Annotated in this window: 20 protein-coding genes and 1 tRNA gene; 17 read left to right on the plus strand and 4 right to left on the minus strand. The window is 47.1% G+C overall.

The features are described 5' to 3' along the window. The first annotated feature begins 1 nt into the window (after position 1). The 4 genes from QMA01_RS17650 to QMA01_RS17665 all read left to right on the plus strand — a co-directional run bounded on the left by QMA01_RS17650 (position 2) and on the right by QMA01_RS17665 (position 4,933). The gene (locus QMA01_RS17650; protein WP_290215563.1) at positions 2-1,606 is read left to right on the plus strand and encodes a putative polysaccharide biosynthesis protein; all 1,605 of its coding nucleotides are present in this window, start codon (positions 2-4) and stop codon (positions 1,604-1,606) included. Further along, a complete protein-coding gene (yabN, locus tag QMA01_RS17655; RefSeq protein ID WP_290215564.1) occupies positions 1,603-3,066 on the plus strand; it encodes a bifunctional methyltransferase/pyrophosphohydrolase YabN in 1,464 nt (487 codons plus the stop codon). The genes QMA01_RS17650 and yabN overlap by 4 nt, the downstream gene beginning before the upstream one ends. Before the next feature lie 2 nt (positions 3,067-3,068). After that, entirely contained in the window at positions 3,069-3,359 is a 291-nt protein-coding gene (locus QMA01_RS17660) for an RNA-binding S4 domain-containing protein (RefSeq protein ID WP_146559535.1), read from the plus strand. 131 nt (positions 3,360-3,490) lie between these two features. Then, positions 3,491-4,933: a D-alanyl-D-alanine carboxypeptidase family protein gene (locus QMA01_RS17665; protein ID WP_290215565.1), complete on the plus strand. Its 1,443-nt coding sequence runs from the start codon at positions 3,491-3,493 to the stop codon at positions 4,931-4,933. 55 nt (positions 4,934-4,988) lie between these two features. Here QMA01_RS17665 and argF read toward each other — a convergent pair whose 3' ends face one another. Genes argF through QMA01_RS17680 form a run of 3 tightly spaced genes read right to left on the minus strand, consistent with a single transcriptional unit; the run spans position 4,989 to position 10,100 of the window. Next, a complete protein-coding gene (argF, locus tag QMA01_RS17670; RefSeq protein ID WP_191716923.1) occupies positions 4,989-5,942 on the minus strand; it encodes an ornithine carbamoyltransferase in 954 nt (317 codons plus the stop codon). Beyond that, positions 5,939-9,037, minus strand: coding sequence for a carbamoyl phosphate synthase large subunit (locus QMA01_RS17675; RefSeq protein WP_290215566.1), 3,099 nt, complete (start codon positions 9,035-9,037; stop codon positions 5,939-5,941). The genes argF and QMA01_RS17675 overlap by 4 nt, the downstream gene beginning before the upstream one ends. Beyond that, positions 9,030-10,100 carry a carbamoyl phosphate synthase small subunit gene (locus QMA01_RS17680; RefSeq protein WP_290215567.1) on the minus strand — a complete coding sequence of 357 codons (1,071 nt, stop codon included), beginning with the start codon at positions 10,098-10,100 and terminating at the stop codon, positions 9,030-9,032. The genes QMA01_RS17675 and QMA01_RS17680 overlap by 8 nt, the downstream gene beginning before the upstream one ends. Before the next feature lie 280 nt (positions 10,101-10,380). Between QMA01_RS17680 and QMA01_RS17685 the strand changes: the two genes are divergently transcribed. Next, complete coding sequence (locus tag QMA01_RS17685) at positions 10,381-10,803, plus strand: FtsB family cell division protein (RefSeq protein ID WP_191716926.1); 423 nt, start codon at positions 10,381-10,383, stop codon at positions 10,801-10,803. A 116-nt stretch (positions 10,804-10,919) separates the two neighbouring features. Further along, complete coding sequence (locus tag QMA01_RS17690; RefSeq protein ID WP_203341430.1) at positions 10,920-11,339, plus strand: S1 domain-containing RNA-binding protein; 420 nt, start codon at positions 10,920-10,922, stop codon at positions 11,337-11,339. Positions 11,340-11,525: 186 nt separating this feature from the next. On the opposite strand, the gene QMA01_RS17695 is transcribed toward QMA01_RS17690, so the two are convergent. Next, positions 11,526-11,599 (minus strand) — tRNA-Met (locus tag QMA01_RS17695). 126 nt (positions 11,600-11,725) lie between these two features. On the opposite strand from QMA01_RS17695, the gene tilS reads away from it, so the two are divergent. From tilS to lysS, 11 genes are all read left to right on the plus strand, one after another. Continuing rightward, positions 11,726-13,123, plus strand: a complete 1,398-nt coding sequence (gene tilS, locus QMA01_RS17700; protein ID WP_191716928.1) for a tRNA lysidine(34) synthetase TilS — start codon at positions 11,726-11,728, stop codon at positions 13,121-13,123. 25 nt (positions 13,124-13,148) lie between these two features. Further along, a complete protein-coding gene (hpt, locus tag QMA01_RS17705) occupies positions 13,149-13,700 on the plus strand; it encodes a hypoxanthine phosphoribosyltransferase (protein WP_191716939.1) in 552 nt (183 codons plus the stop codon). A 121-nt stretch (positions 13,701-13,821) separates the two neighbouring features. Continuing rightward, the gene (ftsH, locus tag QMA01_RS17710; protein WP_191716929.1) at positions 13,822-15,840 is read left to right on the plus strand and encodes an ATP-dependent zinc metalloprotease FtsH; all 2,019 of its coding nucleotides are present in this window, start codon (positions 13,822-13,824) and stop codon (positions 15,838-15,840) included. A 115-nt stretch (positions 15,841-15,955) separates the two neighbouring features. Then, a complete protein-coding gene (locus QMA01_RS17715) occupies positions 15,956-16,723 on the plus strand; it encodes a type III pantothenate kinase (RefSeq protein WP_290215568.1) in 768 nt (255 codons plus the stop codon). A 17-nt stretch (positions 16,724-16,740) separates the two neighbouring features. Beyond that, entirely contained in the window at positions 16,741-17,622 is an 882-nt protein-coding gene (gene hslO / locus QMA01_RS17720) for an Hsp33 family molecular chaperone HslO (RefSeq protein ID WP_191716931.1), read from the plus strand. Beyond that, a complete protein-coding gene (locus QMA01_RS17725) occupies positions 17,606-18,547 on the plus strand; it encodes a peptidyl-prolyl cis-trans isomerase (RefSeq protein ID WP_290215569.1) in 942 nt (313 codons plus the stop codon). The genes hslO and QMA01_RS17725 overlap by 17 nt, the downstream gene beginning before the upstream one ends. A 131-nt stretch (positions 18,548-18,678) precedes the next feature. After that, a complete protein-coding gene (cysK, locus tag QMA01_RS17730) occupies positions 18,679-19,620 on the plus strand; it encodes a cysteine synthase A (RefSeq protein WP_290187212.1) in 942 nt (313 codons plus the stop codon). Between the two features lie 132 nt (positions 19,621-19,752). Then, positions 19,753-20,565, plus strand: a complete 813-nt coding sequence (gene folP / locus QMA01_RS17735) for a dihydropteroate synthase (protein WP_290215570.1) — start codon at positions 19,753-19,755, stop codon at positions 20,563-20,565. Then, positions 20,565-20,930 (plus strand): dihydroneopterin aldolase, encoded by a 366-nt coding sequence (gene folB, locus QMA01_RS17740; RefSeq protein WP_290187210.1) that lies wholly within the window; start codon positions 20,565-20,567, stop codon positions 20,928-20,930. The genes folP and folB overlap by 1 nt, the downstream gene beginning before the upstream one ends. Beyond that, positions 20,927-21,418, plus strand: coding sequence for a 2-amino-4-hydroxy-6-hydroxymethyldihydropteridine diphosphokinase (gene folK, locus QMA01_RS17745; protein WP_290215571.1), 492 nt, complete (start codon positions 20,927-20,929; stop codon positions 21,416-21,418). The genes folB and folK overlap by 4 nt, the downstream gene beginning before the upstream one ends. A 170-nt stretch (positions 21,419-21,588) precedes the next feature. After that, a complete protein-coding gene (lysS, locus tag QMA01_RS17750) occupies positions 21,589-23,073 on the plus strand; it encodes a lysine--tRNA ligase (RefSeq protein WP_290215572.1) in 1,485 nt (494 codons plus the stop codon). Positions 23,074-23,275 lie beyond the last annotated feature (202 nt).

Here is a 23,275-nt window from a genome sequence, read left to right on the forward strand (position 1 = left end):
GGTGAACAATGAAGGCACAATGAAATCATTTATGAAAGGCGCTGTGCTGCTGACGATTGCTGGATTTATCGTGAAGCTGCTGAGCGCGGTCTATCGGGTGCCTTTCCAAAACCTTGTCGGAGACCAGGGCTTCTATATCTACCAGCAGGTCTATCCGTTTGTCGCTATTTTCGGCATCTGGACTTCCTACGGCTTTGCGGTAGCAGTTTCCAAATTGTTGGCGGATAACAGCAGGCAAGACCACGGTGCCATTCTGCGTGTCGCTTTCATGTATGTAGCCATCATTTCCTTTACCGTTTTCCTGCTGTTGTTTTTGGGTGCGGAACTGCTGGCGGGATGGATGGGCGACAGGCAATTGGATCAATTGTTGAAAGTCGGTTCGTTTTCAGTCTTACTGATGGCGCCGCTCGCCGTGCTGAAAGGCCATTTCCAGTCGCGCAATGATATGGCACCGGTTGCTTACGCCCAAGTGGTGGAGCAAGGGCTGCGCGTATCCGTCATTTTACTCGGTACGTGGGTTGTTGTTTCAAGCGGTTTTTCACTGTATGCTGCAGGGCAGATGGCGATGCTGGGCGCGGTTGCCGGAGGACTTGGGGCCGTGATTCTGCTGCTGCTCTATTTCCGCGGACATTCAAAGATGTTGAGGAATACTTCCGCAATCCGTACTTGGCCAATCATCAAGGAAATGACTGCCGTCAGTATAAGCGTCAGCATGAGTTCCTTGATCCTGCTGCTGTTCCAGCTGGTGGATTCGTTTACCGTTTTCCGTCTATTGGAAGCAAGCGGCATGTCGCGGCTTGCAGCCATGGAGCAGAAAGGCATTTATGACCGGGGCCAGCCATTGGTGCAATTCGGTATTTTGATTGCCACTTCACTGACTTTGGCGATTGTGCCTTTAGTGGCGCGGACTTCCCTAAAACACAGCGGCAGGCCAGCTGAAATGTATGCCAGATTGGCTTTCCGTGTATCGTTCCTGTTTGCATTCGCTGCTGCAGTGGGGCTGACTTTCGTCATGCCTTATGTTAATGAAATGCTGTTCCAGACACGCGAACAATCGGGTGCTTTAATCATCTTCAGCTGGCAGATTGTCTGGATGTCCTTGCTGCTGATTATGACGGCAATGCTGCACGGCTTCGGTAAGGTGAGGGTTCCAGCTTTGCTGTTGATCATGGGTTTAGCAGTGAAAGTCGTCAGCAATTGGCTGCTGCTTCCTGTATGGGGAGTGGCTGGCGCGGCTGTTGCGGGGAATATCGGTCTGGCTGTGATTGTAGCCGGTCTGCTGTTTTATTTCAAAAAAGTCTGGCCGCTGCAGTTTGCACCGTGGACCTATTATGCCTGGCTTTTTGGCGCCGCTGCAGCGATGTCCGCAATAGTGCTGGGCTGGTCGGTTTTGGCTGATGGCTATCTATTTGACAACTTATCCAGCCGCTTAGGTGCTGCGCTGACAACCGCAACAGCGATTCCGCTTGGTGCTGCAGTATTTATGACACTGATCGCCAAAAGCCGCATTATTACAGAAAAAGAATGGTACATCATTCCGTTTGGCCGCAAATTGGCCGGACTGCAATTAGCAATAAATTCAAAGAAAAAAGGTGAGAAGCGATGAACACCATTCACATAATCGGCCTCGGTGCCGGAGATTTAGATCAATTGCCGCTGGGTGTCTATAAAAAGCTGAAAGCTGCAGAAAATTTATACGTAAGGACCGCAGATCACCCGGTATTGACAGAGCTTGGGGAAGAAGGCGTAACATTCCAGAGCTTTGATGCCGTTTATGAAAAACACGATAGCTTCAGCCCGGTCTATGAAGAAATTGCGGAAACCCTGATCGGCCTGTCCCAACAGGCCGCAGTGATCTATGCAGTGCCGGGCCATCCATTAGTGGCGGAGCAGACCGTGCAAAACCTGATTGGAGCGGAAAAGCAGGGGCGTTGCAAATTAGCTGTCGAAGGCGGACATAGTTTCCTGGATTCGCTGTTCGGTGCGCTACGCATTGATCCAATTGAAGGTTTCCAATTGATGGACGGCACGGAAATGACAAGCGATCAAGTGAACATGACACAGCATTTGCTGATTGCCCAAGTTTATGACAGCTTCAGCGCATCCGAAGTCAAATTGACGTTGATGGAAAAATACCCCGATGATTATCCGGTGACCATCGTGACAGCGGCCGGATCTGCAGACGAAGTGCTGCGTACCGTACCGCTTCATGAATTGGACCGCTCGACAGAAGTCAACAACTTGACGACCGTCTACGTGCCACCCGCAGAGGAACAAACGCAGCGTCTGAAAGAATGGCAGACTTTCCGCAGCATCATTGCGAAGCTGAGAAGTCCTGAAGGCTGTCCGTGGGACCGTGAGCAAACGCATGAGTCACTGAGCCCATATTTGATCGAAGAAGCCCATGAGCTGCTTCAGGCGATTCGGGAAGGTGACGATGATGCGATTGCCGATGAATTGGGGGATGTGTTGCTGCAAGTGTTCCTGCACGCACAAATCGGGCAGGACAACGGCTACTTCCAATTGGAGGATGTGCTCGAATCCATCAGCGCCAAAATGATCCGCCGCCATCCACATGTCTTTGGTGATGTATCGGCTGACAACGCTGAACAGGTCATTGCCAATTGGCAGGAAATCAAAGCGCAGGAAAAACCGGCTGCAGATTCTTTATTGGAAGGGCAGGACCGTTTCAGTTCTTCATTGACCACATCGTTCAATTACCAGAAAAAAGCGGCGAAGGTGGGTTTCAGCTGGCCGGATGCTGCAGGTGCATGGGATAAATTCCATGAAGAATTGCAGGAGTTCCAACAAGAAGTGGCGAAAGGTTCCAAAGCCCGCCAATTGGACGAACTCGGCGATTTATTGTTTACTTTGGTGAACCTTGCCCGGTTCTTCGATTTGTCGCCGGAAGAAGCGATGATGCAGGCGAACCGTAAATTCCAAACACGTTTCCGCTATGTTGAACAGCAAGTAAAAGAAGGAACCGGAAACTTCAGCGACTACACATTGGAGCAGCTGGATGGATTCTGGAACCAAGCCAAACTGTTGGCAAGAAAGGAAGACTGACCATGCGACTCGATAAATTTTTGAAAGTGTCCCGTTTGATCAAACGCCGGACCTTGGCAAAGCAAGTGGCTGACCAAGGCCGCATCACGGTAAATGGCAATAAAGCCAAAGCCAGTTCGGTCATTAAAGAAAACGACGAACTGCAAATCCGTTTCGGCCAAAAAGTGGTTACGGTGCGCATCGATGGGCTGAAAGAAGTGGCGAAAAAAGAAGAAGCAGCCAATATGTACACCATTTTGAAAGAAGAAAAGCTGGAAAAGATCGAACCTGAATTTATTGATGACGAAGCATAAGCATTTGTCGAAGCCTGCCCAGTGCAGGCTTTTTTTCTGATTAAAATGCACCATGGAAAAGGCCTTTCATTTTCTATACCATGGAAAATAGAAAACAGACAGATTCGCCGCAAGGGATCTGGTGAAAGGAAATGATGGCATTGCCTCAAAAATCGATGGCTAAAAAAATCGGATTATCGGTCGCTGCGTTGATGGTCGCTGTTTCAGTGGTTCCTCCGCAACAAACTTCACCAATCGGCATGAGCCAGGCCAGCGCCGCAAGTTCTTTCCGGGACGTTACCACTTTCAAAAAGGAAGTTGATTTCCTGGCAGGTCAGGGCATCATTAACGGCTTTCCGGACGGCAGCTTCCAACCGGCAGCCACCATTACCCGCTTGGATGCAGTGCGGATGATTCTGCGTGAAATGAAACCTAAAAAAACCACTGTTCCTGATCCGGGCTTTGCAGACTTGAAACCAGGTGCTGCTGGATATGAAGAAGTTGCCAAAGCTGTTCAGCTTGGTTTTATTGAAGGCAAAGAAACCGGGAAAGGCATCAAATACTTTGATGCCAAAGGAGCTTTGACCCGTGCGGAAATGGCTAAAATTCTCACGAAAGCCTATCGTTTAACAGCTGATAAAGGTGTTTCTTTCTCAGATGTCAGTTCTGCTCATTGGGCGAATGCATACATAAGCCGGTTGGCGACGGCCGGCATCACCAATGGTTTTCCGGGAGGGGCATTCAAGCCGGCAGAGCCTTTGCAACGCCAGCATTTTGCTGGATTCATGGCACGGCTATTGGCTCCGGAGCTGTTCCCGATCGCCAAAGCGCAGCCTGGCAAACCCGTCACATACGTCACCCTTGACCAATTGAACATGCGCTCCAAGCCGGGTGCCAGCAATCCGATTGTGGGTTCGATACCTAAAGGGAAAATGGTCGAGTATCTTGGAAAAGACGCCAATTGGTATAAAGTGAAGTACGGCCAAAAAACCGGCTGGGTCAATTCAGCTTACTTGAGCAACGAAACGCCAGGCAAAGCGGCAGTTTATCCGGCACCTTCCACTGAAACGCCGGGAACTTATGCATCAGGTGTGCTGATCGTCAATAAAAAATACGGCCTGCCGTCCAGCTACAATCCGAGCGTCAGCAAACTGGCCCAAAAAGCGATGGACGCCATGACCGGTGAGGCGAGAAAACAAGGAATCCAGCTGACGGCGTTCAGCGGCTTCCGTTCTTATGCGTATCAAAATGAGCTGTACAACAGCTACGTCAGTAAGCATGGGGCAGCGGAAGCCAACCGCTTCAGTGCCAAGCCCGGCTATAGCGAGCATCAGACTGGATTGGCATTCGACTTTGGCGGAAGCGATCAATCCCAATGGCTGAAAGAATCGTTCGCCGCCACAAAAGAAGGGAAATGGCTGGCAGCCAATGCCCATCGTTATGGCTTTATTCTCCGGTATCCGAAAGGCAAAGAAAAAATTACAGGCTATCTGTATGAACCGTGGCATTACCGCTATCTGGGATCTGAATTGGCCGGGCAAGTGAAGAACAGCGGCAAGACTCTGGAAGAGTACTTGAAAGTTAACGGCAAGTAGACAAAAAACACCTCAGGAATCCATGGATTCCTGAGGTGTTTCTGTTTGCTGTGGGTTATTTGTCGCCCATCAAGGCAACAAGAACCGCTTTTTGAGCATGCAGGCGGTTTTCAGCTTCCTGGAAAATCACCGAATGCGGACCTTCCAAAATAGCTGTCGTCACTTCTTCTTCACGGTGTGCGGGCAGGCAGTGCATGAAAATGTAATCTTCATTGGCATGCTTAACGAGTTCTTCATTGACCTGGAAGCCTTGGAAGTGCTGCAGGCGTTCGATGGTTTCCTGCTCTTGCCCCATGCTTGCCCAGACGTCTGTATAGACCACGTCGCTTCCGGCAACCGCTTGTTCAGGGCTTTCCGTAATTTCGATTTTCGAGCCGGTATATTGGGCAATGTCTTTAGCCAACGCTACCATCTTTGCAGTAGGTGCATAAGCGGCAGGCGAAGCGACGCTGATGTCCATGCCGACTTTGGCAGCGCCGATCATCAACGAGTTGGCCATGTTGTTGCCGTCTCCGATATAGGCCATTTTCTTGCCTTTCAAAGTGCCGAAATGTTCGAGAACGGTCATCAAGTCCGCCAGCACCTGGCACGGATGGAAATCATCCGTCAAGCCGTTGATGACGGGAATGGAACTAAAGTCTGCCAGTTCCTGGACTACAGATTGATGGAACGTACGGATCATTAATCCGTCCAAGTAACCGGACAGTACGCGCCCGGTATCGGGAATGGTTTCTCCTCGGCCGATTTGCGTGTCCTGTGAGCTCAGGAACATGGCGTTGCCGCCCAGTTGGAGCATTCCGGCTTCGAAGGAAACGCGTGTGCGGGTGGATGATTTTTCGAAAATCATGCCCAGCACTTTGCCTTTCAACAGCGGCAGGTATTTGTTCTCAGGTTTTTTCAGTTCAATTGCCAGGTTCAGCAAATCCATGATTTCGTCTGTGCTGTAATCTTTCAGGGACAAGAAGTCCTCTTGGACAATCGATGGAGCAAACGGGATCGCCATTGTCATTTTGCAAGCACTCCTTTCGCTAATGCGGTAATGGATGAATACGTTCCGTTGAAGGCTGCTGCGGTTTCAGGGCGTGTCCATACGTGGAGACGGTGAATGGCAGCTTGCTTCGCGTTGGTGCTTTCCGGGTCAGGGGCAAAGTCGATATAAACTTTCTTCGTTTCTGTTTTCAGCCATTCCTCGAAAGGCATAGTCGCTTCTGTGACAATCCTGAACCCGAGTGCTTCCCATGAAGCGTTGTCCACTTGGTCAATTGAGCTGTCCTCGGCAAACACTGTCCCGCCGTCGGCCAAATTGGCCAATTGGACAGAGGCACCGGTCAGAGCTTTCGCCAATGCGGTATCGAGGTCAGGGCTTGAACCGATTACTTCACCTGTCGACATCATTTCAGGAGACAGGACAGGCGATAATCCAGGAAGTTTGATATGGGAGAACACCGGCGCTTTCACGGTATATTCCGGCTGTCCATTATAGCTTTCTTCAATATGGAGCTCTTCAAACGGCACTCCCAGCAATAAAGCCGTGGCGTGCTGAACGAGCGGCACGTCCGTTACTTTCGAGCTGATGGGCGCTGTCCGTGAAGCGCGCGGGTTGATTTCCATGACGAATAATTGATCGCCTTCATATACGAACTGGATATTAAATAAGCCAGTATAATCCATGTTGGTGGCAATGTGCTTCGCTGTTTCAGTAAGCTCCACAATAGCCTGCTGCGATAAGGAAACGGGCGGCGTGATGGAAATGCTGTCGCCGGAATGGACGCCGGTTCCTTCAACGTGTTCGAAAATAGCGGAAACCCAGATGTTTTCGCCGTCGGTCAGGATATCGGCTTCGACTTCTTTGCCGGTGACAAAATGATCGACCAGTACAGGGAATTCCATAGTCGTTTGCTGAATCCATTCGCTCAGCTCCGTTTCATTCTGCAACACGATCATGCCGCGTCCGCCAATGACGTAAGAAGGGCGAAGAAGCACCGGGAAACCGAGTGAGCGGGCTGCCGGGATGACAGCAGTAGCTTCGAGAGCTGTTTTGCCTGGAATAGTCGGCAAGCCGATTGACTCCAGGAATGCATAGAACCGGTCACGATCCTCCATTTGATCCAGCAGATCCACAGTAGACCCAAGAACGGTGATGCCGGCATCCTGCAGGGCAGCTGCCACATTCAAGGAGGTTTGGCCGCCGAACTGGAGGATGACCTGGTTGATGCCTTCAAAATCCAGGACATTGAGAATATCTTCCGGCGTCATCGGTTCAAAATACAGCGCGTCTGCCACTTCATAATCGGTACTGACGGTTTCTGGATTATTGTTGATCATGATCGCTTCGTAACCAAGTTTCTGTGCGGCCATGACGCTGTGTACGCAGCAATAGTCGAATTCGATGCCTTGTCCGATGCGGATTGGCCCTGATCCAACAACCGCCACTTTTTTCTTGTGGTGAGAGCGATCGACATCGGAAGAACCTTGCCAAGTCGAATAAAAATAATTGGTATCTGAGCGGAATTCAGCGGCGCATGTATCGATCATGCGGTAAGCGGGCGTCACTTGCCAAATGCGGCGCTGCCCCCAGATTTCGGGGCAAGAGACATTCCAAAGATCAGCCAACTGCTGATCGCTGAATCCGAGCGTTTTGGCTTGCAGGAGGCGGGAACGTGTCATGCTGTTCCAATCCAATTGCTGCAGTTCCTGCCATTCGTTCACGATATTGGCCATCACCGACAGGAAGTAAGGGGTGATACCCGTGATGTTGTGAAGAAATTCAATGCTCTGTCCACGCACCAGCAGTTCAAAAAGAACAAACAGCCGGCGGTCATCGGCTTCGATCGCCAATTGGCATAAGCTATCAGTAGAGAAGTCAGCAAGTGCCGCCAGCCGGAAGCCGTCAATCGGCAGTTCCAGTGAGCGGATTGCTTTTTGCAGCGCAGCTTCCATGCGCCGTTCGATGGCCATGACTTCGCCGGTCGCTTTCATTTGTGTGCCGAGTCTGCGTTCCGCCTGCGGAAACTGGTCAAACGGCCAGCGCGGAATTTTTACCGCTACATAATCCAGTGCAGGTTCGAAGCTGGCGAATGTTGTACCGGTCACTGGGTTTTTCAATTCTGCCAATGTGTAGCCGATTGCCAATTTAGCGGCAATCTTAGCGATTGGATAGCCTGTTGCTTTTGAAGCGAGTGCCGAAGAACGGCTGACACGCGGATTGACTTCTATCAGATAATAAGCAGAAGTTTCGGGATGCAGTGCGAACTGGACATTGCACGCGCCGATGATGCCAAGTGCTTCGATGATATGGATGGAAGCGCTCCGCAGCATATGGAAATCTTTGTCGTTCAGAGTTTGGCTTGGTGCCACCACAATCGAGTCACCGGTATGTACGCCGACAGGATCCAGGTTTTCCATGTTGCAAATGGTGATGCAGGTGCCATCTGCGTCACGCATGACTTCATATTCGATTTCCTTGTAGCCGGCGATGCTGATTTCTACCAGGCATTGTTGGATGGGGCTTGCGCTTAATCCTTGTTTTACCAGCTTGATGTAAGTTTCCTCATCTTCGGCAATTCCGCCGCCAAAGCCGCCGAGTGTATAAGCGGGGCGCACGATGAGTGGGTAACCGGCTGAAGCAGCAAACTCCAAAGCGCCTTCGATTGAGTAGATGATATTGCTGTCCGGGACCGGCTCGCTTAACTCATTCATCAAGGAGCGGAATTGCTCGCGGTCTTCAGCTTGTTTGATGGCTTTCATATCAGTGCCAAGCAAGGTGACGCCGTATTGCGCCAAAATGCCGGAATCGGATAAAGCCATTGCCAAGTTCAGGCCAGTTTGTCCGCCGACTGTTGCCAGTAAACCATCTGGGCGCTCTTTCTCGATGATGGCCGTAGCGCTTTCCAAGGTCATCGGTTCAAAATACACTTGATCGGAAACGGATTTATCAGTCATGATCGTCGCTGGGTTATTATTGATCAGGATTACATGGATGCCTTCTTCTTTCAAAGCCAAGCATGCCTGTGTACCGGAATAGTCGAATTCTGCAGCTTGTCCGATGACAATGGCGCCAGAACCGATGACCAATACTTTTTTGATTTGCTGTTGCTTAGGCATGCATTTTCACACTCTCTTTCTGTTGTGCCGCTGCCAGGAACTGATGGAATAATTCGAGGTGGTCAGCTGGTCCCGGCGCTGCTTCTGGATGGAATTGGACGGTCTTCAATGGTAAGGTGTCGTGGACTAGGCCCTCGACACTGCCGTCGTTAACGTTTTCGTAAAGGACAGAAAACGGGGTGTCCTGCAAACTGTTTTTTTCGACCACGTAACTGTGGTTTTGTGAACTCATGCTGACCCGTTTAGTCTGCAGGTTCATCACAGGATGATTGGCTCCCCGATGTCCATATGCCAGTTTTGTCGTTTTTGCGCCAAAGGCAGAAGCCAATACCTGGTGTCCAAGGCAGATGCCAAAGCTTGGGTAGCGTTCAGCCCAATCTCGATATGTAGGAAATAAATGCTGAAGTGCTGCCGGATCTCCAGGGCCATTTGAAAAAAGCAGGCCGTCCAGTTGGAGCGAATCGAGCGTTTCTGTAGCAGTTGCATATGGAATGATGCTGACTCGGCAATCCAATTCGAGCAGTTCATTTAAAATGGAGGATTTATAATGGAAATCAATCAAACCGATGTGGGCAGAACCCGATCCGACGGTCTGGATTTCGTCTGTGGTTGTGGTGGCCGGGAAAAAATAGGTCTGTACGGGTTCCCAGGCCAATTCCGGCAAAGAAGTATGGATTAGTTGGGATTGCATGGTTCCAGACTCGCGGACATTTTGGATGACCGACCGTGTATCTACGCCACTCAAAATCGGAATGCCGTGGTTTATGGCAAATTCGGCGAGTGGCATGGAACCTTTGCTCAAAGGCCCATCATACAAGCCGGCAACAATGATGCCGGCTACTTGAATGGAATCAGATTGCGCATAAAGGGATTGGATGCCATATTGACCAATCAGCGGATAGGAAAACACAATGATCTGGCCTTTATAAGAGGGATCTGTCAGAACTTCTTCATAACCGGTCATGCCTGTAAAAAATACAACTTCTCCTTGAATGGCAGAAGATTTGCCGTGCCAATGGCCTTTAAATGTTTGTCCATTCGATAATGTTAACAATCCGGTCATACACTTCACTCCAATTTTATTCATTAATTTTGTATATTTATTAGTGTGATTTTATTTTTTATGTGTAAAAAGCTTATGAATGTTCATATAAAGATAATGATTAGTATTATAAGACTGTATAAAAATTAAGTCAATAGTATTTTTATTAATAAAAAGAAAATTGAGAAGAATATAACGCCGAGAAATGCAGTGAAAATAGGGAAAATTATAGAAAAAGCTTATAATATCAAGGGTTTTCATGTATAATAATGACAAAGTTAGTAGGGAAGGGGAGCGGGTCATGAGTTTGAAGAGAGATCAAAAGGCGGAAACGCGCGAAGTCACCTCAATTCGCAATGACTATGTCCGTTCAGTAGAAATGGAAGGGGAACGCAAAAAAGCGCATCGAGTCCGGTTGTTCAGACGATTGACCGTCTTTGGCCTGCTGGTCCTGATGGCCACCATTTGGGTAGGCTCCACCATTTATGCACAAACACAGACGATTTCTGAAAAAGAAGAGCTTCGTATACAAGCTTTGCAGCAGCTTGAAGAGGTTGAAAAACAGCAGAGCCAACTGGAAGAGCAAATTCTACTACTGAATGATGAAGAATATTTAGCGAAATTAGCGCGTAAAGATTATTTCCTATCAGATGAAGGAGAAATCATTTTCACTACACCTAATACTGAAAAAAAAGATGAAGAAAAACCATCAGAAGAAGAGTAGTCGGTTGACACTCTTTTTTTGATGGTTATAATAAAAAGTGGGACAAGTCCCGCAAAATGACAGTGTGGCCCAGCTTTTTGGAGTCATCTTAATTTTTAAGGAGGAGCATTTTTTTTATGTCGATTGAAGTAGGCAGCAAGTTAGAAGGTAAAGTCACAGGTATTACAAACTTTGGAGCATTTGTTCAGCTTCCAACTGGTGCAACAGGCCTCGTGCATATAAGTGAAGTCGCCGACAATTATGTCAAAGATATCAACGATCATCTTAAAGTTGGCGAAATGGTAGAAGTGAAAGTCATGAATGTAGAAGCAGACGGTAAAATCGGTCTTTCCATTCGTAAAGCGAAGCCACAGCCAGAAGGCGGAACAGAACGACCACAACGACCACGCCCAAGCAATCGTTCATTTGATCGCGCTCCAAAAGAGAACTTTGAAACTAAAATGGCGAAGTTCTTGAAAGACAGCGAAGAAAACATGACGACCTTAAAACGCGCTACTGAATCAAAACGTGGCGGCAGAGGGGCAAAAAGAGGCTAACTTGCTAGCTGTTTTAATAGTATAGGGAAATGCTTCAACTCAGCTGGAATTTAATATTGAAACGCTTCTCACTTTGGGAAGCGTTTTTTTTAGCACATTCCAAAAGTTTGCCGAAGGTTTCCGTGAAAAAAAGCAGCGCCTTTATAAAGGCGCTGCTTGGTGTTAAGGTATTCAATTGAAAAATGATGGCGGCAGAGGGGATCGAACCCCCGACCTCACGGGTATGAACCGTACGCTCTAGCCAGCTGAGCTACGCCGCCTTGTTTAAACGAACATTTAATAGCATACTATTGAATGTTGGACATGTCAATTGCAAATTGAAATTTTGTTAACCTAACCTTCTCCAGTATTTGAAGAAAGAAGGCTTAGGCAAGTGAGGTGAGGAAATGAAGAGTTTTCAAGAGCGGATGATGCAGCATATCCACAAACACCAATTATTTGAACCAGGCGATCTGGTGTTGGTAGGCTGTTCAGGTGGGATTGATTCCATGGTATTGCTCCATTTCCTGAATTCAAAAAAAGAGGAGCTTGGCATTTCGCTGGCTGCAGTGCATGTCGACCATATGTTGAGAGGCGAGGAATCCCATCAGGATCGGTTGTTCACGGAAGCGACAGCGACTGAATGGGAAATCGGATGCTTTAGCCGGGCGGTTCCAATTCCGGCCATATGGAAAGAACAAGGCGGCAACAAACAGCAGGTATGCCGTTCGGAAAGATATCATTATTTTCAGGAAGTCATGGAACAGACCGGTGCCGCTAAGTTTGCAACCGCACACCATGCCGACGATCAGCTCGAAACGATTCTTATGTCAGGCGTGCGAGGAAGCCTTCAGGACGGCTCATTTGGAATGCAGGCCAGTCGGCCGTTTGGTCCGGGCTTTTTGATACGGCCTCAATTGGCAGTGACAAAGGAACAGGTTGCCGCGTACGCTGCACAGCATAAAGTCTCTTATCGGGAAGATTCCAGCAACCAAGAAGCAGTCTATACACGGAATCGTCTGCGCCAGCGGATTTTGCCGCTCCTTAAAGAAGAAAACAGCCAAGTCTCCCAAAATTTCGTGGAGTTGGCTGAAGATATGCAGCAGGATCAGCAGTTTCTCCAGGATTTGGCCCAAGAGAAATTACAGCAGTTGATCCAGGTCAAAGAAGATGAAATCAGTTTGTCTGCCAAAAGTTTCAGACTTGAAGCGTATGCTTTACAAAAAAGAATGGTTCTACTACTATTAAACTATCTATATAATCGGAAGCAAGTTCCCGTAACAAGACAGCTGGTTGAGCAAATGCAGGAGATGATGCAGAGCTCAGCGGGCACTGTTTTTTTACATTTGCCGCAAAATTATGTAGCGACCCGCCAATACGACACGGTTTTCCTCAATCGCCAATCGTTGGGAAAAGTGGCCGGAACAGACCCTGTACGCCTTACCGGGGATTGGTCGCAAGTTTATTGTGGCTGCCGATACAGAGTGCTGCCGTTCACCCAATTTGAACAAGCGGAAGATGCTGCGGTCTGGCATTTTTGCGCACCGGAAGATTCGCGATTCTTTGTAAGGAACAGAAAACCGGGAGACCGGATTCTGCTTGCTGGAATGGATCAACCGAAAAAATTGGCCCGCTTGATGATTGATGAAAAAATCCCTGTGCCTATGAGAGAAAGTTGGCCTGTCATTGCGACTGACAAAAACGAACTTTTATTAGTGCCAGGCATACGCCCATCCGCCAAGGTCAGCCAGCAAAGATGTGACGGAGACAATTGGGTACTAATTGAACAATTTAATAGAATGTAAAACAAGGAATACTAGGAGGTCCACCATTTTGCAGAATGACATTAAAGAAGTATTGATCAGTGAAGAACGGTTACAGGAAAAAGCCCGTGAATTAGGAGCGGTGTTGACAGAGGACTACAAAGACAAATATCCGTTGGCTATCGGCGTCTTAAAAGGTGCAATGCCTTTCATGGGCGATTTGATGAAACGCATTGACGGTTACGTCGAAATGGATTTCATGGATGTCTCAAGCTACGGCAACGCTACCGTTTCTTCTGGAGAAGTTAAAATCATCAAAGACTTGAACGCCAGTGTCGAAGGGCGTGATCTCCTGATCATCGAAGACATCATTGACAGTGGATTAACACTCAGTTATCTAGTTGACCTGTTCAAATACCGGAAAGCGAAATCAATCAAGATCGTTACCTTGCTGGACAAGCCAACAGGACGGAAAGTAGACTTGAAAGCGGATTATGTCGGCTTTGTAGTGCCTGATGCATTCGTTGTAGGTTACGGGTTGGACTATGCAGAAAGATATCGGAATCTGCCTTATATCGGAATCTTGAAGCCTGCAGTTTATAGTGGAGAAGAAGGATAGACAATGTTCGTTCACAGTCTGTTTATTTAACAGCGGGAATAAGGCCTTTTCGTTGTATGCTTAAATGTTCCTATGGTAGTATTTAGTATAGTTTTAGGGAAACTTTATGAGGAGGCGCGGGATGAATCGGATATTTCGATACACCATATTTTATTTACTGATTTTCCTAGTTATTATCGGGATTCTGGGTACCTTTAACAACAGTAACCAGCCGACTGAAAATATAGGATATAACGAATTTTTGGAAGCATTGGAAAATGGGCAGATTGAAGAAGTGACGATCCAGCCGGATGCTATGGTTTACGAAGTAACCGGGAAAATGACCGGTTATGAAGAAGGGCAATCTTTCGTTACCAATATTCCTTTGGAGAACGAGGCGTTGACTGCTGAAATCGATGCAGTTGCCAAAGCACAAGATGGTGTTGAAATTGAATATTTGAAAGCTCCACAAACAAGTGGTTGGGTTTCATTTTTCACTGGCATCATTCCTTTCATCATCATCTTTATCCTTTTCTTCTTCTTGCTTAATCAATCACAAGGCGGCGGAGGCGGCCGTGTGATGAACTTTGGCAAAAGTAAAGCGAAGCTATATGATGATCAAAAGCATAAAGTTCGCTTTAACGATGTAGCTGGTGCAGATGAAGAGAAACAGGAACTTGTAGAAGTTGTTGATTTCCTGAAAGATCCGCGCAGATTCGCAGACATCGGTGCCCGCATTCCAAAGGGGATTTTGCTTGTTGGACCTCCGGGTACTGGTAAAACTCTATTGGCGCGTGCTGTTGCCGGAGAAGCTGGGGTTCCTTTCTTCTCCATCAGTGGTTCTGATTTTGTTGAGATGTTTGTCGGTGTCGGGGCTTCCCGAGTTCGTGATTTGTTTGAAAACGCTAAGAAAAACGCACCGTGTATCATTTTCATCGATGAAATTGATGCAGTCGGACGCCAACGTGGCGCCGGTCTTGGCGGTGGGCACGATGAACGTGAGCAGACATTGAACCAACTATTGGTAGAGATGGATGGTTTCGGTGCAAACGAAGGCGTCATCATTATTGCCGCAACTAACCGTCCAGATATTCTGGATCCGGCGTTGCTGCGTCCAGGACGTTTTGACCGTCAGATTACTGTAGGCCGTCCAGACGTAAAAGGCCGTGAAGAAGTGCTTAAAGTACACGCACGCAACAAACCGCTTGACGAAAATGTTGATTTGAAAGCGATCGCTCAGCGTACACCTGGATTCTCGGGTGCCGATTTGGAGAACTTATTGAACGAAGCGGCACTTGTTGCAGCCCGTCGCAGTAAGCTTAAAATCGATATGTCCGATCTTGATGAAGCATCTGACCGCGTTATTGCAGGCCCTGCTAAGAAAAATCGCGTTATTTCGAAAAAAGAACGCAATATCGTGGCATTCCACGAATCTGGACATACTGTCATCGGTTTAATATTGGATGACGCAGATATCGTCCATAAGGTAACCATCGTTCCTCGCGGACAAGCAGGCGGCTATGCTGTTATGCTTCCAAGAGAAGACCGTTACTTTATGACGAAACCGGAATTGCTTGATAAGATTGCCGGATTGCTTGGTGGCCGTGTGGCTGAAGATCTTTCATTCGGCGAAGTATCAACCGGCGCCCATAACGATTTCCAACGTGCAACGGCTATTGCCCGCAGCATGGTTACGGAATATGGGATGAGTGACAAGATTGGACCTGTCCAATTCGGTACAGCACAAGGCGGGAATGTCTTCCTGGGCCGTGACTTTAACTCAGAACAAAATTATTCTGATGCGATTGCTTTTGAAATCGATCAAGAAGTTCAACGCATCATCAAAGAGCAGTATATCCGCACGAAAGAGATTCTGACTGAAAACGAAGATCTTCTGAAACTGATCGCGAATACATTGCTTGAAGTTGAAACCCTGGATGCTGCCCAGATCCTTCACTTGAAAGATCATGGAACGCTTCCTGAACGCTCGTATGAGTCACTTAATGGTGACTTTGGGGATGAAAGCACGCCTGATTTGAAAAAAGATAGCGATGTCCCAGATGCAGTAGGAGCGTCATCCGACCCTTCAGCTGGAGACCTGCCATCAGAAGAAGGCGAAGCAACTTCAGTAGGAGAGCCGATTCCAGAAAAACGCAAATAAGATAAACGATGAGCTGGTTGCCCGTTCCCTTTGAAGGGGAGAGGCAACCAGCTTTTTGCTTTCCTGAAATTATGGTATGATGTGTTGGAAATTCGTCAATAAGCGAGGGCAAATCATGATTCTAGTATTGGACGCAGGAAACACGAATATTGTCCTGGGTGTCTACAGCCAGGATCAGTTAATACATCATTGGCGAATGGAAACCCTTCGCCACAAAACGGAAGATGAATACGGCATGCAGATCAAAGCTTTTTTGAACGATGCAGGACTCGGATTTTCATCGATTGATGGCATTATTATGTCTTCTGTAGTGCCGCCGATCATGTCGGCGCTTGAGCGCATGTGCCAAAAGTATTTTCACGTAAAGGCCCTTATTGTGGGTCCGGGTGTAAAAACGGGATTGAACATCAAGTATGATAATCCTAAAGAAGTAGGTGCGGACCGTATTGTAAATGCAGTCGCAGCTATTCATGAATACGGCAGCCCGCTGATCATTGTGGACTTTGGTACTGCCAATACTTTCTGTTACATTGATGAAAAGCAGCAATACATGGGAGGCGCAATCGCTCCCGGCATCAATATTTCAACAGAAGCACTGTATGCCCGTGCTTCCAAATTGCCGCGGATTGATATTTCCACGCCTGACCAAGTCGTTGGGAAAAACACAATTTCGGCTATGCAGGCTGGGATCATCTTTGGCTATGTGGGCCAGGCAGAAGGCATTGTGGCCCGTATGAAAAAGCAAAGCAAGGAAAAACCGACTGTCATTGCAACTGGAGGAATGGCTTCTTTGATTGCCGGCGAGTCGACCATCATTGATTATGTAGATCCTTTATTGACATTAAAAGGACTGTATTTAATTTATAAACGCAACCAAGCGTAAAGAAAGGAACGATAAATGTGTCAGATTATTTAGTACGCGGCCTTGCATTTAATGGGAGTGTCCGTGCATTTGCGGTAGACAGTACGAAAACAGTGGGAGAAGCACAGCGCCGCCACATGATGTGGCCGACAGCTTCAGCGGCTTTGGGGCGCGCCATGACAGGAGGCGTCATGCTTGGCGCTATGCTGAAAGGCGACGACAAAGTAACGATTAAATTTGAGGGTGGCGGACCCATCGGTGCATTGCTGGTTGACAGCAACGCAAAAGGCGGCGTCCGTGGGTATGTTTCTAATCCTCAAACGCATTTTGATTTGAATGAAAAAGGGAAATTGGATGTCAGCCGTGCAGTTGGGACGAACGGCATGATGTCCGTTGTCAAAGATCTTGGCATGCGTGACAATTTCACAGGGCAGACACCGATTGTATCGGGTGAAATTGCTGAAGACTTCACTTATTATTTCGCATCATCCGAACAGGTTCCTTCCTCGGTCGGACTTGGTGTTCTGGTGGATACAGACAACTCGGTATTGGCGGCTGGCGGTTTTGTCATTCAATTGATGCCGAATACAGATGATGAAACCATTACGAAATTAGAAGAACAATTAGCCGCAATCGAACCTGTTTCCAAAATGATTCAGCGTGGATTATCACCTGAAGAAATTCTTGAAGCAGTGCTTGGAGAAGGAAATATTCAAATTCTTGATAAAATGCCGGTACATTTTGACTGCAATTGTTCTAAAGACCGTTTTGCTACAGCTATTCTGGGGCTTGGGAAAAAAGAAATTCAAGACATGATCGATGAAGACGGCATGGCAGAAGCACAATGCCATTTCTGTCTGGAAACGTATCATTATTCTAAAGAGGAACTTGAGTCGTTTATCAATGAACTCCAGTCATAATAACCGGCGACCTGTGCCACCGGCAGGCACGGGAAAGCCGAAAAGACATCTGAAGACCAAACCGGTGCTGCTGGTCATCGGCATTTTGCTGCTGGCCAACTTCCTGTGGTTTATTGCATGGCTGATACCCAACGATACCGGCAATGCGGAAAAAGTCGCTTCTGTCAGCGGTGATGAGATTACACGGGAAGAGTGGCTGGCTGCTATGGAAGAGCAGCATGGCCGCGAAGCATTGCTTGAACTGGTCAACGAAAAAGTAATGGCAACTGCAGCGAAAGATTATGGAATTAAAGTAAGTGATAAAGAAATTGATTTGGAACTGGCGCTTCTCCGCTCTTCGCAGGACGGTACGGAGACGGCTCTTTACGCAGCGGATGAAACACGCCAACGCGAGAAAGTTGCAGCCCAATTGATTCTGGAAAAAGTGTTGACGAAAGATATTGTCATTGAAGACAGCGAAATCAAAGCTTTTTACGATGACAATCAATCGCTTTACGATGTGAAAGACTCTTACCGAACGCGTATGATTATGTTGAACTCAGTAGCAGAGGCGGAAGAAACCATTGCAGAGCTGGAGAAAGGCTCTTCTTTCGAAGCGACTGCCCGTGAACGTTCGGTCGACAGCGCAACCGGTAATTTAGGTGGCGATATCGGCTATATTTCAAGTGGGGAGCCAGGCGTAGACGCTAATATCGCAAAGAACGTGGCGAAAGTGGATGTTGGCGGCTGGTCATCTCCTTTGGCACTTGAAAATGGCAAAACCGCCATTATTTCTGTAACGGAAAAAGTTGATGGTCAGACATTTTCGTTTGAAGATGTAGAAGGCCACATCAATCGTGAGCTGGCACTGGAACAATTGCCGCAATCAGTCACTCCGGAAGCATTCTGGCAGGAATTTGACGCAGAATGGTTTTACGGAGAATAAATTCTGGACGTTTCGGCAACGAAACGTCTATTTTTTATGAATTCATACAATTTGACAAACAGTCTATTTTATTGATACCATTAGCTTCATTAAAGTCGACAAAATTACTAGGGATTAGGAGTGTTGAAGATATGGCGCGTGTAGGAAATTCGATTACTGAACTGATTGGGCAAACCCCAATTGTGAAGTTAAACCGATTAACAGGTCCTGAAGATGCGGACGTTTACTTGAAATTAGAATACTTCAATCCAGGCAGCAGTGTGAAAGACCGCATTGCTCTGGCAATGATTGAGGCGGCTGAAAAGTCCGGAGATCTAAAAGAAGGCGATACCATCATCGAGCCCACAAGCGGCAACACAGGTATTGGCTTAGCGATGATCGCGGCGGCAAAAGGCTATAAATCTGTTTTGGTTATGCCTGAAACAATGAGTATGGAGCGACGCAATCTATTGCGTGCTTATGGAGCGGAGTTAATCTTGACGCCAGGAGCAGACGGGATGAATGGCCCGAATGGCGCCATCAAAACTGCTGAGAAAAAAGCGGCTGAAAACGGCTGGTTCATGCCACAGCAATTTAACAATGAAGCAAACCCTGAAGTGCATCGTTTGACGACAGGACCGGAAATTGTTGAAACAATGGGCGACCAATTGGATGCCTTTATTTCAGGGATCGGCACAGGCGGTACGATTACAGGTGCGGGACAAGTGTTGAAAGAGAAGTATCCTGATATCCAAATCGTGGCCGTGGAACCTACGGATTCTCCAGTATTGTCTGGCGGCAAGCCGGGACCGCATAAAATTCAGGGGATTGGAGCAGGGTTTGTTCCTGCTGTATTGAACACTGAAATCTATAGCGAGATTATCCAAGTCACAAACGACCAGTCCTATGAAACTGCACGCCAAGCAGCTCGTGAAGAAGGTATCCTTGGAGGCGTATCTTCAGGTGCTGCCATTTACGCGGCTCTTCAGGTGGCTAAACGATTGGGCAAAGGCAAGAAAGTGTTGGCGATCATCCCATCCAACGGAGAACGCTACTTAAGTACTCCACTTTACCAATTCGATGAATCCAACTAAAATACAAAAAGAGTGCGCTTTAATGGCCGCTCTTTTTTTGTGGAAAAAAACCAGTCAATTAAGGTAAGATGAAGGCGCGCTTTTATTTCCCAGGAAATCGATACATATTTAAAGTTTGGACGGTGAATCTGCATGAAAATTAATTTCGATGAGAAAACGCTCGTTATGGGCATCCTGAATGTCACTCCGGATTCTTTTTCTGATGGAGGCAAATACAATGGGGTGGAACAGGCGATAGTGCATGCCCGGCAAATGATTGCAGATGGTGCAGACATCATTGATGTGGGAGGCGAGTCAACGCGTCCTGGCTATGTGCGGATCTCAGATGAAGAAGAAATTGGACGGATCGTTCCTGTTATCGAAGAACTGCGCCGGCAGTTTGACGTGTTGATTTCCATTGATACCTATAAATCGAAGGTGGCCGATGCAGCGATTGCTGCTGGTGCACACATCATCAACGATATTTGGGGAGCTAAGTACGATCCCGCGATTGCAGGCATAGCGGCAAAATGGAATGTGCCTATTATCCTTATGCACAACCGTAACGATACGTTATATACGGATTTTCAAAAGGATTTTATGGAGGATTTGAACGAAAGTATAGAAATCTCTTTAAAGGCTGGTGTGAGCCGGGAAAATATCTGGCTTGACCCTGGCGTCGGATTTGTAAAATCAGTGGCGCAAAATCTTGAAGCGATGCAAATGATCGGCCAGCTTACGAACTTGGGTTATCCGATTCTTCTCGGCACTTCAAGGAAATCGTTTATTGGAAAGATTTTGGATGTTCCTGTTGATGAGCGATTGGAAGGATCGTTGGCTACTGTTTGCTATGGTGTCAATCAAGGCTGTCATATTGTAAGAGTCCATGATGTAAAAGAAACGGTACGTGTAGTGAAGATGATGGATGCGCTCAATGGCAAGTGGCCATACAAGGAGGAAGACTGATGGATTTTATTCACGTGAATGATATGGAATTCTATGGTTACCACGGGGTGTTCCCTGAAGAAACGAAACTCGGCCAACGATTTCGCTTGACGGTTTCATTGGCGGTAGATTTGAAGGAGGCGGGAGAAACGGATGCATTGGAACATACAGTGCATTATGGAGAAGTTTATGAAGCTTGCCGTTCAATTGTCGAAGGCGAACCGAAAAAATTAGTGGAGGCTGTAGCGGAAAGTATTGCCAGCCGCATTCTTTCGGAATTTCCGTTGGTGCAAGGCATCCGTGTCCAGCTCATTAAACCGGATCCGCCGATTCCTGGCCATTATAAATCAGTTGCCATCGAATTGACGCGAGGGAAATTCTCATGAACCTAAGTTATTTATCACTCGGCTCCAATATGGGAGACCGTTTTGAAATGTTGAGGCAGGCTGTCGCGCAGCTGGTGGAACATCCTGCTGTTACCGTTACCCGAATTTCTTCACTTTATGAAACGGATCCTGTTGGTTACACAGATCAGGAACCGTTCCTCAATATGGTTGTCCAGCTTGAAACGGAATTGACGGCATTGGCATTATTGGATGTCTGCCAGAAGATTGAGCAAAACTTGAACCGCAAGCGTCTTGTCAGATGGGGGCCGCGCACAATTGACCTTGATATTCTTCTATATAATCAGGACCGGATAGAAACAGACAGGCTTACCGTTCCGCACCCGAGAATGAATGAGCGGGCTTTTGTTCTCATCCCTTTGTTGGAAATAGATCCTGGTCTTGAAGTGGCAGGAACTATAGAAACTGATGGCGTACTTTTATGGAAATCCTATAATAGCCTCGCGGCGTTTCTGCAGGATGTGCATTAACAACTGTATTAAATAGGTGGGACGCGGAGATGTGGGCAGCAAAGATTCGTGTGTATGCAGAGACTGCCACAAATTTGTGGCAGCTTTTTTATGTAGTATGGTAAGAAATTGTGTACAATAGAGAAATACATGAATGAGATTGGCTTTATATAGATAAAGGAGTGTAGGACATGTCAGAAGAATTAAATGACCAATTATTGGTGAGACGCGAAAAAATGCAAGCATTCCGTGATCACGGAATGGATCCTTTCGGCGGCCGCTTTGAGCGGACTCACTTGTCGCAGGAAATTATCGAACAATACGGAGAGCTTTCTAAAGAAGAGCTTGAAGAAACGCCGCACGAAGTCGTCATTGCTGGACGAGTTATGACGAAACGTGGAAAAGGAAAAGCAGGCTTTGCGCATATTCAGGATCTTAAAGGGCAGATTCAAATCTACGTCCGCAAAGATGCAATTGGTGAAGAAGCTTATGAATTTTACAACACAGTCGACTTGGGGGATATCTTAGGCGTTAAAGGGACTGTCTTTAAAACAAACGTAGGGGAACTATCGGTAAAAGCGAAAGAAGTAACGTTCCTTACAAAAGCGTTGCGTCCTTTACCGGAAAAGTTCCATGGTTTAAAAGATGTAGAACAACGTTACCGCCAGCGCTATTTGGATTTGCTGACAAGCGAAAGCAGCAAAGAGACTTTCATTCTGCGCAGCCGGATCATCCAATCGATGCGCCGCTACTTGGATAACGAAGGATTCCTGGAAGTGGAAACGCCGATGCTGCATTCAATTGCAGGGGGAGCAGCTGCCAAACCATTCATTACACACCACAATGCGTTGGACATGGAATTATATATCCGCATTGCGATTGAACTTCACTTGAAGCGTTTGATTGTCGGTGGTCTTGAAAAAGTTTACGAAATTGGCCGCGTCTTCCGCAACGAGGGAATATCCACACGCCACAATCCGGAATTTACGATGCTGGAGCTTTATGAAGCATACGCTGACTTCAATGACATTATGGCGCTTACTGAAAACTTGGTTGCCCATATTGCTCAGGAAGTTTTGGGAACTACTACTGTCCAATACGGGGAAGATGAGATTGATTTAGCTGTAGGTTGGAAACGACTACATATGGCCGATGCCGTAAAAGAATATACAGGTGTTGATTTTTGGAAGTCGATGACAAAAGAAGAAGCGCACGCTTTGGCGAAAGAACATCAGATCGATGTGAAGCCTACTATGGAAGTGGGACATATTTTAAATGAATTCTTTGAGCAGAAAGTGGAAGAGCAATTAGTTCAACCTACTTTCGTTTACGGACACCCAGTTGAGATATCGCCTTTGGCTAAAAAGAATCCTGAAGATGAGCGGTTTACTGACCGTTTTGAATTGTTCATCGTTCGCCGTGAGCATGCCAATGCCTTTACGGAGTTGAACGACCCGATTGATCAGCGCCAACGTTTTGAAGCGCAGTTGATCGAAAAGGCTGAAGGAAATGATGAAGCCCATGAAATGGACGAGGACTTCATAGAAGCTTTGGAATACGGATTGCCGCCAACGGGTGGATTAGGAATAGGCATTGACCGCTTAATCATGTTGTTGACGAATTCTTCTTCTATTAGAGATGTTTTATTGTTCCCGCAAATGCGGTCGAAAGAATAAGAAGCCTTTAGGGGTAGCCGGTTTAAAGTGAAAAAGCTTTAAATCGGCTTTTTTTAAAAAAGACTTGTTTCTATTTTAAAACGATGCTATACTATTTCTTGTCGCGTTTTTCATAATAAATAACGCGGAAGAAAATAAAATAAAAAAGTTATTGACTTCCTGTTAGGAAGCTGGTAATATTGAAAAGTCGCCAATAAGCGCG

Origin of the sequence: Planococcus notacanthi (assembly GCF_030407825.1) — a bacterium.
In the GTDB taxonomy this organism is placed as follows: Bacteria; Bacillota; Bacilli; order Bacillales_A; family Planococcaceae; genus Planococcus; species Planococcus notacanthi.